10 protein-coding genes and 1 pseudogene are annotated in these 13711 nt (G+C 46.7%); 7 read left to right on the forward strand and 4 right to left on the reverse strand.

Going from position 1 to position 13711, the window contains the following annotated elements:
• Nucleotides 1-554 precede the first annotated feature (554 nt).
• Together NQ564_RS02535 and NQ564_RS02540 are read right to left on the reverse strand one after the other, a co-directional pair.
• Nucleotides 555-947, reverse strand: coding sequence for a hypothetical protein (locus NQ564_RS02535; protein ID WP_039848164.1), 393 nt, complete (start codon nucleotides 945-947; stop codon nucleotides 555-557).
• A 17-nt stretch (nucleotides 948-964) separates the two neighbouring features.
• Nucleotides 965-2197, reverse strand: a complete 1233-nt coding sequence (locus tag NQ564_RS02540; protein WP_054856192.1) for a site-specific integrase — start codon at nucleotides 2195-2197, stop codon at nucleotides 965-967.
• A 251-nt stretch (nucleotides 2198-2448) separates the two neighbouring features.
• On the opposite strand from NQ564_RS02540, the pseudogene NQ564_RS02545 reads away from it, so the two are divergent.
• The 7 genes and pseudogenes from NQ564_RS02545 to NQ564_RS02575 form a co-directional block, all read left to right on the forward strand.
• Nucleotides 2449-3033, forward strand: a pseudogene (locus NQ564_RS02545) (MATE family efflux transporter); the annotation flags it as partial.
• A 135-nt stretch (nucleotides 3034-3168) separates the two neighbouring features.
• Nucleotides 3169-3894, forward strand: a complete 726-nt coding sequence (locus NQ564_RS02550) for a zinc-ribbon domain-containing protein (RefSeq protein WP_008154905.1) — start codon at nucleotides 3169-3171, stop codon at nucleotides 3892-3894.
• A 16-nt stretch (nucleotides 3895-3910) separates the two neighbouring features.
• Nucleotides 3911-5203 carry an FHA domain-containing serine/threonine-protein kinase gene (locus NQ564_RS02555; RefSeq protein ID WP_008148779.1) on the forward strand — a complete coding sequence of 431 codons (1293 nt, stop codon included), beginning with the start codon at nucleotides 3911-3913 and terminating at the stop codon, nucleotides 5201-5203.
• 35 nt (nucleotides 5204-5238) lie between these two features.
• Nucleotides 5239-6882 carry an FHA domain-containing protein gene (locus NQ564_RS02560; protein WP_039848162.1) on the forward strand — a complete coding sequence of 548 codons (1644 nt, stop codon included), beginning with the start codon at nucleotides 5239-5241 and terminating at the stop codon, nucleotides 6880-6882.
• Nucleotides 6883-6900: 18 nt separating this feature from the next.
• A complete protein-coding gene (locus NQ564_RS02565; protein WP_008148775.1) occupies nucleotides 6901-7938 on the forward strand; it encodes a PP2C family protein-serine/threonine phosphatase in 1038 nt (345 codons plus the stop codon).
• Nucleotides 7939-7941: 3 nt separating this feature from the next.
• Entirely contained in the window at nucleotides 7942-9468 is a 1527-nt protein-coding gene (locus tag NQ564_RS02570; RefSeq protein WP_008154913.1) for a serine/threonine protein kinase, read from the forward strand.
• Between the two features lie 5 nt (nucleotides 9469-9473).
• Nucleotides 9474-10622: a BACON domain-containing protein gene (locus tag NQ564_RS02575; RefSeq protein ID WP_260057017.1), complete on the forward strand. Its 1149-nt coding sequence runs from the start codon at nucleotides 9474-9476 to the stop codon at nucleotides 10620-10622.
• A gap of 5 nt (nucleotides 10623-10627) precedes the next feature.
• Here the strand turns inward: NQ564_RS02575 and NQ564_RS02580 are convergent, their stop codons facing one another.
• A complete protein-coding gene (locus tag NQ564_RS02580; protein ID WP_008148769.1) occupies nucleotides 10628-11401 on the reverse strand; it encodes a LytR/AlgR family response regulator transcription factor in 774 nt (257 codons plus the stop codon).
• A 123-nt stretch (nucleotides 11402-11524) separates the two neighbouring features.
• Complete coding sequence (locus tag NQ564_RS02585; protein WP_008148768.1) at nucleotides 11525-13585, reverse strand: tetratricopeptide repeat-containing sensor histidine kinase; 2061 nt, start codon at nucleotides 13583-13585, stop codon at nucleotides 11525-11527.
• Between the last annotated feature and the right edge of the window lie 126 nt (nucleotides 13586-13711).

Here is a 13711-nt window from a genome sequence, read left to right on the forward strand (position 1 = left end):
TAAATCTGACTATCTTTGAGGGCGGCGAAATGCCGTCCCCGATGGGGTGTGCAGAGGGGCTTGCCCCTTGCCTTATTGGGGAATTTTCAGCGATACGTAGTATTGCGGCTCGGAAAATTCCCTAATAAGCTACGGTATTTTCTCCGTAAATACCCTGCGGCGTGCCGTCTGCCTGCCTTTCGGCTATGGCTGTCCCTGCCGTCTGCTTACCCATATAACCCCACCTTATTTTTCCCCTTTCGGTCGGTGGGTGGCGGGGCGGTCGTTTTCGTTTTCAAAGGCTCTTTTGCATGGGGCGGTCGGATACAAGGTTTTCCCGATAAATACACTCGCAGCGAAGCGAGAGGAAGATTTATCGGGAAACGGCGCAGCCGCCCGACCTTTTAGCCGACGGAAAGCCCCGTGCTTGCTTTGCCTTTGTAAACGGAAATGATTGCTCCGCTTTCTTCTGAAAAGAGAAATAGACCCTGCAATATATATCACCATAGTGATAGGTTTGCATGTTGGCATGTTGGCATGCTGGTACGTTTGCATGTTGCTATGTTGGTATATCATCACGCTTTCCAACGGCTGTTGGGCTTGCCGTCCGAAACAACCGACACGAACACCGTCGTTTTTTCTTTTCGCACGTGCATAATCCTTTCCAGCAATGCCTTGCGGACTTTCGCCGCCCCGAACGATTCGACACGGAAAGCGAGGGCGGCTATCGTTTCGAGGTTGTAAACCTCCGCGCTGTATCTGTCCGATATGCGGATAATGCGCTTTATGTCATATATACTCAAAACTCCGCTTTTGCAGAGTGCCTTTATCCCTGCCCGAACCGTCGGGGCGATAACCCCGAACAGTTCGCAGATTTCCCACTCGGTCATGGCGGTTGCACCTATATCGCTCGGCAGGGAGATATTGCCCCGCTCGTCCATCGTGATAATGTTCCTTTCTTCTTTCATCGGTATTCTGCTTTTAATTAGATGGCTCGGCAGATATTCTTCTCCATGTCCTCCAACTTGTGCGACAAGGTTTCCATGTCTTGGCTTATCTTCTGGGCGGTGATTTTGGCGTAAATTTGGGTGGTTTTTATGTTCGTGTGTCCCAAAAGGCGGCTTACGGTTTCGATGGGTACGCCGTGCGACAAAAGCACGGTCGTGGCGTTCGTGTGTCTTGCGACATGATAGGTCAAACGTACCTTGAAGCCACATTGCCTGCCTATCTCTTTGAGTATCTTGTTGCAGCTTCCGTTACTCGGAACGGGGAAAACATGACCGTCCCGAGCCAGTCCCTTGTACTTCTCGATGATACGCTTGGGAACATCCAAAAGGCGGATGTTCGATTCGGTGTTGGTTTTCTTTCTTCGGGTGATTATCCAAAGATTGCCGTCGAAGAAGGTTTGCAGGCGGTCGGCGGTGAGGTTCTTCACGTCCGAATACGCCAGACCCGTGAACACGGAAAAGACGAACAAGTCCCGTACAAGCTCGTGGGTGGCGTTCTTCATCGGTGCGTCCATGAGCGTCTGTATCTCCGTTCGGGTGAGGTAGCCCCTGTCCACGCTTTCGGGAGAGTTGATATATCCGGCAAAGGGATTAAAGGGCAAACGTCCGTCGTTCCTCGCAATGGAAACGATGTGTTTCAACACAATCATGTAGCCCCACACGGTATTGGTACGGCATTTCTTCTCCGTGCGCAAAAAATACTCGAAATCGTTGATGAATGTGAGGTTGAGTTCCTTTAACGGAATATCCTCACGCTTGTAGCTGTGGGGCAGGAACTCCCGAATATGGTTACAGACCGTCCGGTAACGGGTAAATGTACCTTGCGCCCTGCTGTGTCCGACTTTCTTCTCAAACTCGGCGTTGTGCTGCTCAAACAGCTTCAGCAAAGTTTCCTGCTTGACGCCGATACCGAGATAGGCGTCTTTGAGTTTGGCGGCGGTTACATAACCGTCCGTCTGCATCAGTTCTTGATAGCGGCGGTTTACCTCCACACGGATTTTATCTACCGCAAGGTTGATTCTCTGTGCTTCGACGCTCTTGCCCGAAGCACGGCTGTTCTTCACGTCCCACAACCGTGGGGGAACATCCATTTTGCAACTGAACTGTTTAATCTCGCCGTCCACCGTGATACGGCACATCAGAGGCAGGTTGCCGTTCGGCTTCTCGCTGCCTTTCTTCACGTAAAATAATACCTTGAATGTACTACGCATAACTCACTCCTTTTTTGGTTACAAAATTAGTTATTAGTGAGTTACCGACAGCTATGTAAATCGACGCAAAACGCAGAAACAGAACCGTTTAGCAAGAAATCTGCACCCGTTACGGGAGTAACGAGGTGGTAACTGAACTTCTGCACCGTTTGGCTTCGAGGTGGTATTTCGTTGGCTCTGTCCCATAGAAAAACAAAGCGTAACGAACGCTCTATCAGCTAATTCGCTACGCTCTGCCCAAATTTACTTTTTCGCTATGTGTTTATTTTATGTTGTTTGTGGCTGTGGAACATTTAGGGCAGCGGGAACTGGCAGTTGCGAATATCGTCCGGAGTGTTTACATCGTCTTATTGATCCCTGTCAATTCTTTATCGACAGCAACGAATACGTTTGTGAGTAACAGTATCGGGGCGGGGCATAAGGATCAGGTCATTCCGATCATCCGCCATATAACCTGGATATCGTTGGGGATCATGGCTGTTTTTGTGTCTGTCACTTGTCTGATTCCTTCTACAATATTGTCGGTTTATACCAATGATGTGACTTTGATACAAGCTTCTATCCCTTCCCTTTATGTGATTTCAGGTGCTTTGTTGATCGGAGCGGTTGCCAATATCGTGTTCAATGGAGTGACGGGTACGGGAAATACTCGTTCGGCTTTTGTGATGGAGCTGGCTACCCTGGTTTTCTATACATTATTTATATATGTGGCCGGAATGCGCTTGCATTTGCCGGTTGCTATCTGTTTCATGACTGAGGTGGTGTATTATACCGGTTTGTTGGTCGCAAGTGTCATTTATTTGAAGAAAGCGTCCTGGCAAAATAAGAAAATCTGACTTTGTTTTGTCTGGATAGTGGTTTGTTTTGACCTGATAGATTGGTAAAATGACCGGATATCCCTGTTCGTGATTGTCGCTGTTTTTGCGTGATGCCTTGAATTTGTTTTTTTGTATATATAAAAAAGGCGAATTATGAGGTGTACTAATTGCGGTTGGGAGAATTCCGGTGACAGGTCAAATTGTGAGAAATGTAATTCTCCGTTATCAAATTATGCCATGCGTGAACATGCGGTGACGGATGTTTATGCTCGGCGTACAGTGAATGAGAATATAGGGATAAATGTCGGCAGGCCGACAGTTTGCGAACAAGGGGATAGTGAGAGTTGTCCTCAATGCGGTTATCCTCTTTTGCCGGGTATGTCGGAATGCCCGAATTGTAACTGTTCCCGACAAGCTCCGGCAGGTGTAGTATCCGATTCTTTGAATTGTCCTAAGTGTAACCATGAAAATCGAGAAGATGCATTCTTTTGTTCGCATTGTGGGTATGAACTGCAGAAGAAAGAACCGGTAAAGCAATCCCGTTCGAGTTATGGAAGGAAAACGATTACGCCATGGGAGATGCAGGCTCCGGTGTGTGCATGCCGTCTTTCCATGATACCAAACGCGAATGAGGAAGCTGTGACCTCTCCGCTTGTATTTTCAGGTGAGGAGATCATCCTGAATCGTGACAATACGGATGAAGGCAATATGACGATAACTTCTAAAGAACAGGCAGTTTTGACCTACGAGAATAAGAAATGGTATCTTCAGGACAGGAGTGAACAAAAGACTACATTCGTATATACAACCGAAAAAATAGAGCTAAAGCCCGGAGACATTATTGTGTTGGGGAATAGGAGATTTGAGTTTGACGAATAACCTCAAATGAATAGCCATGTCCGGAGTTGTCGTTAACAGGTGTGATTTTACGGTTGGCCAATATATCGGCGGACTCTATCGGGTGGACCTTGTTTTAGGGGAAGGTTCTTTCGGAAAAGTGTTCAAAGTGACGGGCCCCGGTTCGCAGGTGTATGCTTTGAAGTTGTTGAAATTGTGGGAAATAGTCCCAGAGCTTCGTAAGCCTTTGATGGACCGTTTCGTCATGGAATTTGAGACTGGGTTGATAAAGAGCCGATTCTTGGTTCACTCAGTTGGCCATGGGCTGGAGTGCGGAAATCCTTTTATCGTTATGGACTATTGTCCGAAAGGGAATCTTACCCAATATATGGAACGTTACTCTGTCGACCTGGTCAAAGTCGGACGGGAGATTCTTTGTGGGCTGAACGATTTGCACAAAAGTGGTAAGGTACATCGAGACCTTAAACCTGAAAACGTGTTGATCAAAGAGGATGGAACTGCTGCTTTGACAGATTTTGGAATCAGTGGCGATCGAAACAAGCGAATGACGGAACGGAATATATTGGGGCGTCCCCAACAGATTTTCGGAACCTATGCTTATATGCCCCCAGAGCAGGTAAACCGTTTGCGAGGAGATGCGACAGTACTTCCGACAACCGATATTTTCTCTTTTGGCGTGATGATGTATCAATTGCTGACGGGCAAGTTGCCTTTCGGTGAACTGAATGACCATAACGATTTGGTCTCCTATCAGCGGAATGGGAAAAACGGCAATTGGGACAGGCGGTTATTGGAACGTACCGAAAATGGTGCGGTCTGGCAAAAAGTGATCGAAGGTTGCTTGATCCCGGATTTCAAGCAGCGTATGCAATCGGCTACCGCTGTCCTTAATCAGATGCCTCAAGGACAGCCTGTTTCATATATTCAGCAATGGGTAGGGGGGAAACCTGAACCCGGAAAAAAAGGATTGTCCATGCGTGTAATGCAGGGATTGGAACATGGGAAGGTCTACGATCTGAGTCACTTGTTCAGAGACCGGAAAAGACTGATCACGATAGGGAGGGAAGACTCGAATGTCGTATGTATCCCGGAGAACGAGAGCCCTTATATTTCACGTCGGCATTGTACGATCGAAACGGATGTCAGGACAGGGCGCTGGTTTATTCGTGACGGGCAATGGATCGCTGAGAAGGGACGAGGGGGATACTGGAAAGAGTCGGTGAATGGAACTTATATTAACTCAGCTCCGGTGACTCCGGAGGGAAGCGAACTTCATCCGGGGGATATCATTACAGTTGGCGATGTCACCTTTCGGATTGAAGATTATTAATTCTAATTTATTAATGAAAAATAGAATATAGACCTATGGTACAAAGACAAACAGAGCCATACAGACGGTCCTTTTCCGGATCGGTTGGCGCAGGAATGGGGGCACTGATGGGAGGTGCGCATAAGCAGTTTTATGTATTGGAGCATCGCATGTCTTCTAAATATCATCGTGCCGGTGAAACACAAAAGATCATTGTCGATCAAATAGAGATGGGGCGTGACCCGCGTTGCCAGGTGCGTTTTGACGATTCGTTTACTTCAGTGAGCCGTCGCCATGCGGCTATCGTTCGTGACGGAGCCGGTTGGAAACTGGTGCATTTGTCTAAGGTCAATACGACTCTTTTGAATGGCCGTCCGGTAACAGATGAATGGTATCTGCAGAATGGGGACGAGATACAGCTTTCTTCCAATGGACCTCGCATTGGATTTATCGTTCCTCAGGGTGACAGGAGCATGATCAAAAATATAAACTTTACGGAACGCTTCAGCTTGTTCCGCCAGCAGGCATTGAAACCTTATAAGCAGATGATGGTTTGGATGTCTGTCGTTTTCCTGCTGGTGATCGGAGGGTTTATTGGTTGGAGTGTTCTGAATCAACAGCAAAACCAGAAAACGAATGAAATGTTGGCGGGAAGTATCGCATCTGTGAGTGCCCGGCAGGATAGCGCTGGCATTGAAGCGCAGAAGCAGCTCGCTGCCGTTTCTAATCAGGCCCAGACTGCCGCTCAGGCAGCCATACAGGCTAGCCAAGCTAGTCAAGCCAGCACTTCGCAGGGCATAAACCAGCTTCGTAGCGAATTGGTGGACCTGAAAAGCGATTTGAAATCAGCCCGTGAGGAAAAAACGGAAAGTGAATCTGCCAAACAAACGGTTTCTGCTGGCGAGCAGACCGCAGCTTCTGCCGTTCCGGTGGCGACAGGCATGACTTCGTATGAGAGTTGTTTTCCTTACATCTATTATATACAGTTGGATAAAGTGGAGCGTACAAATAAAAAAGGCAAGACAGAAGTGATCAATATCATCAATCGTTGGGCGGGAACCGGTTTCTTGTTGAGTGACGGACGCTTTGTCACATCCCGCCGAATCATTGAAAGATGGTATTTCCAGGTAAACGGTAATCTGATGGACGAAGATATGCGCCCGTTGAATAAGGCAGTCTGTAATCTGGAAAGGGTGGTGGCCTATTTTACTGCTTATTCTTCTACCGGAGATGCGTTGGCTTTCACGAGTGATCAGTTCACCTGCGACCGAAGTGCCGATACCTATACGGTTCTTCGGGGTCCATTAGGAGGTCTCGTCAAAGGAGCCCGTTTGCGTATTGCCCCGTCTAACGGAGGGAAGGACTGGGCTTATTTCCAGACAGCCAAAAAAGGTGGTTTGAAATTCGATACTTCTAAATCGACTTCATTGGGCCGAGGCATTCCTTTGACCATTTTAGGATTTCCGGCAGAAGTAGGTATCAATTCGGCTTCCGGCCCGGTTTATGGAAGTGGTGTGACGGCTCACAGCGGGTTGGATCGTGGCGATATCATGACGACGAATACGAGTTTTGAGATAGGCGGTTCGGGTGCACCTGTTTTCGCTGTTTCGGAGACCGGGGAATATGAAGTAGTCGGGTTGATTTCTTCTATGGCTGAAGGACTGCGGGGAGTGGTCGTACCGATAGCAGCTGTCCGATAGTGAAAATTAGAACAATATATGGGAGAAACGAATAATAATCCTTTTAAGTTTAAGCTCGGAGCACAAACGAACGTTGGGTGTGTCCGTACGAATAACGAGGATAATTTTGTCGTGAGTGCGGATCTTAACGCGGGGGAGTGGTTGCTTCCCCGCGATTGCCATACCGTTCTTACCTTAGGTAATAAAGGGGCGATGCTTGTTGTCGCGGACGGCATGGGAGGTTTGGAGGCCGGTGAAATAGCATCCCGAATAGCCGTCGATACGATGAAAGAGTTTTTTTCGGCGGATAAGATAACGGACGAGATTGTGAAAGACGCTTCTACGATCCGCAAATATATGTATGAAGCGGTGGTAGCTGCCGATAACGCTATAAAAAGAAAGAGCAGAGAGGAAAAGAGTGTCAAGTCGATGGGGACTACTCTCGTTGCTGCTTGGTTATTTGACGGTTATGCCAATATTATTTGGTGTGGCGATAGCCGAGGGTATCTGTTCAATTCCGTATCTGGGCTTGCGCAAGTGACAAAAGACCATTCTTATGTACAGGAACTGGTTGATAGTGGCCGTCTTCTTCCGGAGTATGCTTTTGACCATCCTGACAACAATATTATCACTCGTAGCCTCGGCAATCCCCAGAAAGTGGCAAATCCGGATTTTGTCCGTTTGCCTTTGCAGGAGGGAGAGGTGATTTTGCTTTGTACGGACGGGCTTAATTCAATGCTACGGGATGAGGAGATCGAAGCAGTTATGCAAGAGACTTCGAACGAAATCGATACTTGTACGAAGGCATTGATTCAAGGTGCATTGGATTTGGGTGGCCACGATAACGTCACAGTCGTTCTTTGCCAGATTGTTCCGGAAGAAAATAAGCCGTCGGTACAGGATATGCAGCAAACCGTCTCGACATTCACTGAAAAAGAACGGAAAAAGCCACTTCGGAAATTTGTTCTTTGGATGGTCGCTTTTGTTTTTGTTCTTCTTCTGGCGTGTCTGGCTTGGTCGTTTTCCACAGCATGGCAAAACAAGATTATCCAATGGTATGAACAAACAGTAAAATAAACTATGCAGTTAGAAGAAAATATACTATTTGCTAACCGTTACAGGCTGGAACGACTTTTGGGGCGTGGTGGCTTTTCTGAAGTGTGGTTGGCTGATGATACTTTGACTTCCCTGAAAGTCGCATTAAAAGTCTATGCTCCGGGAGGCGGTATGGATGAGCATGGCGTGCAACTATTCTCGACCGAGTTTTCCCTTGTATTCAATTTGAATCATGGCAATTTGCTTAAGCCTACTTATTACGACACCTTCGAGCGGATGCCTTATTTGGTTTTGCCTTATTGTCGGCAGGGTTCGGCAGCCAGTCTGATCGGACAAATGGGAGAAAAGGAGGCATGGCTTTTTTTGCGGGATATTGCGAGCGGGTTGGAGTATTTGCACGGACAGGAGCCTCCGGTTATCCATCAGGACATTAAACCAGACAATATCCTGATGGATGTGTCGGGACGTTATCTGTTGACAGATTTCGGTATCAGCATAAAGGCGCGGAATACATTGCGGAAAAGCATCATGAAGACGGAGGGTTCCGTGGGCACATTAGCCTATATGGGGCCGGAACGCTTTAGCAAATATCCTTTACCGATCAAAGCGAGCGATATTTTCTCCCTGGGAGCGACACTTTACGAGTTATTGACGGGGATGGTCCCTTTCGGAGAACATGGCGGACTGTTGTTGCAGCATGGTGCTGAAATCCCAGTCTTGGAGGGAGAGTGGTCGGATGAATTGAAGGCAATAATCGATCTGTGCTTACAGAAAGATACCTGGGAACGTCCTTCCGCGATGGAAATACGGATCTATTGCGAACAATACCTGAATGGTGAAATCCCGGTTTTACCTGGTAAGCAGGTAGAGAAAAAAACGGAACCTTTGCCTGAAGTGCAGCCGCAAGAACCGGAACTTTCGGATGTCCCGGTTGTGGTACAAGAAGATAGCAAGGATGAAAGTTTGGAGATACAAGAAGTAGAAACACCTGACCCTGAAATAGATAATATAGCAGACAATGCTTCTCCTATGCTTCCCAAAGTATTGAAGTGGGGACTTCCGCTTGTTTTTCTTTTAGGAATCGTTTTTTTCATTTTTCGTAGTATGGAACAGAGACAAGAGAAGGAGGAGGCCAAGGCGAAAGCAATGGAAATTGAGGCCCGCTACAACGAATATCTTCAGTATATTCATGCCGGCGATAGTCTGACCAACCTTGGCAATAAAAGTCAGGGAGGAGATTATGAGCAGTTCTATCTGGGGGCTGTTGGGCGTTATGATGCTGCTTTAAGGCTGGAGGATGAATATCGGACCGCATTTCCCGATGTGGCAGGCGTTTCAGCCCGGAAAGACAGTGTGCAGAAAAAGATTGAAGATATTTATAACTTATTCGTATCTATGGCGGCAGAAGCGGAACAAACCCAGGATTACGATATGGCGGAAATTTTTTATAAACGGGCATCCGGCGTTAAACCGGAATCTGCCGTGTTGAAAGATTTTCGTGCTCGCAGGGAGGCCATTCAGGATTCTATCGCCGTTCACATTAATAATTGAAGAAGATGAAGACAACGATAAACAAGTTTTATATGAAAGTTTTTTGTAGCCTTCTGTCCCTGTTTCTTTTTGTAGCGTCTGCCTTTTCACAGGATTGCAACGGGACGTATGAGGGCGGTTTGGCTTTGTTGAAAAAGCGGACGGAGGCGTCTGTCAAAGAAGCGGTCCGTAAGTTCGAGTCGGCCAAGAGATGCTACAAGGTAAACCGCGACCAGCAAGGCGTGCTGAATTGTGATGAGCAGATCACTGCTTGTAAGCAGATACTGAACTATTTCACGCAACAGACCGCCAAGGTAACTGCAGAAGAAAGCTATGAGTTTCCGGAGGCAGGAGGCGAGCAAATCATCCCGGTAAAAACGAAACGAAGTTGGAGTTTCTCCGATGTCCATGACTGGTGCACGGCCACAAAGGAGAAAGATGGATTGAAAATCGTCGTCAATCCGAATCGGACGACAGTACGCCGCTCGCAAACTATCACATTGAAATGGTCCGGCAGGAAACAACTTGTCAAGATCGTGCAGGAAGGGGCGGAAGAGAAATTGACGTTGAGTGAATCCGATCTTTTTTTCCAGGCTGACGATACGGAGAAAGTGATCGAAATAACTTCGAATTGCGATTGGGCGGTTGAAAGCAATGATGCTCCTTGGTGCTCATGGCGTAAAGATAGCCTGCACCTGTATGTTGAACCTTCCATCAACGAAGGGTCGGCAAGGCGTACAGGGACGATCCGTATCGGTGCCGGTTCGCGTCATGCCGAAATCCGTTTGATGCAGGAAATGGATAATTTCAGGATATTCACTCCGGATGAGAACGATACACTTGTTTTTATTCCGAAGGGAGGAACGGTAGATTTGCCCGTCGAATATACGGTCAGTCAAAATGAGACGCCGTGGGAAATCTACTCCTATCCGAATTGGTGCACGGCAACCCGTGAAGGCAACGCCTCTTTGACCTTAAAATGTCTGTCTAATAAAATGAAAGAAGATCGTGATGGCACGATCTTCGTGAAAAAAGGACGCAAGCTGATTTCCATAACGGTCATCCAGTTGGGCAAAGGTTCGAAATACATGACCTTCCAACCTCTTTTCGGTAAAAAGAAAAAAACGAAATCTTTGTACCAGCGAGCCGTTTTGTTCACTCCCGAAGAAGATTGACATTTTTACAACATCAAGAACTTTTCCTGCAGTTTTTTCAGATACAGTTTGGAAATCTGCAGGTCGCGGACATTGTCGAACGGCGGATAGAACACGCATTTCTTATCCTTGATCATGATCAGATAATTGATGTTGATGATATAGGATTGATGAATCTGAATGAACGAGGGAGAACTTGCCAGTATCTGATCCGCCGCTATATTTTTACGGATGGCGATGGGGGCTGACGCATTGTTCAGGTACGCTTCCCATTGCTTCCTGTCTGAATTGTATTTGAAAAAGCCTACGTTTTCGGGCCTGAGGAACTGCAGATCGTTTGTCGGCGACGGGATGATGATCGTCTGTTCCAACGGTGAAAGGCTCCTTAACAGGATATGAAAGGGAACTGTCTGCAATTGCTGTTCCTCCACCTTTTCGATGAAACGTTTCATCATATTGGACAATTCGCTTTTGTCAATTGGTTTCAACAAGTAATCGAAGGCCGATTCGCGGATCGCATCGAGCATATATTTATTGTAAGCCGTATAAAAGACGACTTGCATGTTCCATGTGATCTCGTTGCGGACCAAGTTCAGTAATTCGGGTCCCTGCATATCGGGAAGCTCGACATCGAGAAATACCAGATCCGGCATCGTTTTGAAAATCAATTTTTTCCCCATTGCCCCGTTTTTGGCTATCCCTTCCACATTAAATTGCTGATAGGACTTTAATTCGAAAGCTAAATTGTCCACAGCCAGTTCGTCGTCGTCGATGATTACTATCTTGTAGTTATTCTTCATGTGCACTCTCTTTTTTTACAAATTTAATAGTTGTCACCAAAGTGTTCCGGTCCTTTTTAGGCAAAATCATGGATATTCTCCCTTTTTGGACGGTTATTCGGTTACAAAAAGGAGCTAAGCGGATTACTTTCCTTCCGGCAAAGTGTACGAATAACCCTCTGGCAAGGTGAATTGTACGAGGCAGCCTGGGTTTTCATCCGTTCCCTGGCTACTTTTTTTGATAAGGATCGTGATAGGAACACTGTTTCCAGCATTCAGTAGCTCGATAGTCTGGTTCAATACTTTCAGGCCCGTTCCTGTACTTTGCATGGCTGGACAGCCAGTTTGCAGCCGGAACCCGGTACCGTTGTCTTCTATGCTAATAATAATATTCCCGTCTTGACGAAAGACAGTGATGGATAGTCGTTTTTCGCCCTCTTTATCCCGAAGTCCGTGTTTGATAGCATTCTCGACCGGAATCTGGATCATCATGGAGGGGAGTTCGAACTGGTCGGCATTGATTTGCGGGTCTATCCGTATCTCGGTTTGAAGGGAGGAGCCGAAGCGTTCTTGTTCGAGGTCGAGATAGGTACGGACGAAATCTATCTCCTCGGCAAGCGTGATACATAGTTTTTCTGTCAGGCGCAGGTTGAGGCGCATGATTTTGATCAGGTTATACAGCTCTTTGTAGCTGCTGTCGCTTTGGCTGTAATGGCTGATGACCCGGTTGAGCGTGTTAAAGATAAAATGGGGTGATACGCGGTTGCGGATATTTTCCATCCGGAGGCTGATGATCTTGTTGCGTGTTTCCGCCAGCAGAAAGGCTCGTTGTTTTTTCTGGTAGAAATAGATGAAAGCTGCAATGGTCAGCAGTATCACACAAACGAGAATCCAGATATAGACACTTAGTTCCAGCGATCGCATGTCGCTCTGCTGTTCTTGTATGAACAGCCTTTGTTTCATCAGTGTCGTATCCTGTTTATAACGAAGGTCCGTTTCTGCCACTCGCATCCGGATGCGGTCGTTACGGATGGAGTCGTCCATCCGCATGTTTTCTTTGAGATATTGGTAGGCCTTGCGGTAATCACCTGTCTCTTCATAATAATGTTGTAGGAATTTTTTTCGGATATCGACTAAAGTCGGTTCTGCTTGCAAATTATCGGTCATGCTGTGGAGCTGTTTTGTCGCTTCGGCGATATTCCCTTTTCGGAGCGCGAGTTCGAATATCTGCGTTTGGGCGTGGTACAGTGCTGATGAATTACCGATCTTTTCAAAATAGGAATAACTTTGATCCAAGTAGTATTGGGCTGAGTCGAGCTGTCCCATCAGTAGATAGATGGCTCCGATATTCAGCATGCAGACATTTTGGGCATAAACATATTCGGGTGAAGGTTTGACCAGTTCGTATCCTTTTTTGAATAGGTCGAGCGCTTCGGGATATTTTTTTTCAAAAAAGTAGACGTTTCCGTGGTTCGTGCAATAGACGAATTTCCGGTTGATGTCCATCTGGTCGAAGAGCTTGTAAGCCAAGTTGAAGTAGTAGTGCGAAAGATCGAAATCCCGCAGTTCCGAATAGGTTTGTCCCAGTCCGGTGTAGATATTGATCAGCTCTGGTTCGGGCAGATCGATCGAGTCGGCAATGTAGAGTATCTGCCGGTAGTACCATGCTCCTTGGTCGTAGCGGCCGCTACGGACATAGACGTCGGCCAGGTTCGTGTAGCCTGTCAGCAGCACCTCGCTGTTGTGTGTCTGCCGGCCGTACGAGAGCATTTGTTTGAAATATTTAAGGGCGGAATCGTTCATGCTGGTGATTGCATACCGGTTCCCTATGTTGTTACTTGCATCTGCCAGCAGGTAATAATGATAGGGTGTCAATATCTTTTGGCGTGCACAAAACTGTTCGACTTTCCTGCACAGTGGCAAGATCGTGTCGAACTCGGAAGTCGTCAGAAAAGTTTTGACATATAAATTATAAAGGATATACCAGTCGACGCTGTCCTGCACCGGGCGTGTCTGCATCGCTTCCTCCAATATCTGGCGTGCGAAAAGGGCATCTGAATAGATCGCTTTTTGAGCTTGTTCATAAACCGTATCTCCTTTAGGCGCAAAGTTGATCTCCTGTGTTACCGGAACCTGCTTGTTGCAGGACAGGATTGCGGAAAATAAAAAGATAGCAATGGTGTAAAGAGGGTATTCTTTTTTCATATAAGAGATGTTTTTTGATGAGCTTGTATTGAAATAAACCTATTTGTTTGGGCAAATGTAACAGATATAATGATATAAAAATAGATTGTTCCGATAAAAAGATAAATTATTTATTATACCCTTGTT

Source organism: Parabacteroides johnsonii DSM 18315 (genome assembly GCF_025151045.1).
GTDB classification, from domain to species: domain Bacteria; phylum Bacteroidota; class Bacteroidia; order Bacteroidales; family Tannerellaceae; genus Parabacteroides; species Parabacteroides johnsonii.

Coding starts and splice junctions, on each gene's coding strand:
- NQ564_RS02540 (WP_054856192.1), bottom strand. CDS start 2,197: ATGCGTAGTACATTCAAGGTATTATTTTACGTGAAGAAAGGCAGCGAG.
- NQ564_RS02535 (WP_039848164.1), bottom strand. CDS start 947: ATGAAAGAAGAAAGGAACATTATCACGATGGACGAGCGGGGCAATATC.
- NQ564_RS02580 (WP_008148769.1), bottom strand. CDS start 11,401: ATGAAGAATAACTACAAGATAGTAATCATCGACGACGACGAACTGGCT.
- NQ564_RS02560 (WP_039848162.1), top strand. CDS start 5,239: ATGGTACAAAGACAAACAGAGCCATACAGACGGTCCTTTTCCGGATCG.
- NQ564_RS02565 (WP_008148775.1), top strand. CDS start 6,901: ATGGGAGAAACGAATAATAATCCTTTTAAGTTTAAGCTCGGAGCACAA.
- NQ564_RS02585 (WP_008148768.1), bottom strand. CDS start 13,585: ATGAAAAAAGAATACCCTCTTTACACCATTGCTATCTTTTTATTTTCC.
- NQ564_RS02550 (WP_008154905.1), top strand. CDS start 3,169: ATGAGGTGTACTAATTGCGGTTGGGAGAATTCCGGTGACAGGTCAAAT.
- NQ564_RS02555 (WP_008148779.1), top strand. CDS start 3,911: ATGTCCGGAGTTGTCGTTAACAGGTGTGATTTTACGGTTGGCCAATAT.
- NQ564_RS02575 (WP_260057017.1), top strand. CDS start 9,474: ATGAAGACAACGATAAACAAGTTTTATATGAAAGTTTTTTGTAGCCTT.
- NQ564_RS02570 (WP_008154913.1), top strand. CDS start 7,942: ATGCAGTTAGAAGAAAATATACTATTTGCTAACCGTTACAGGCTGGAA.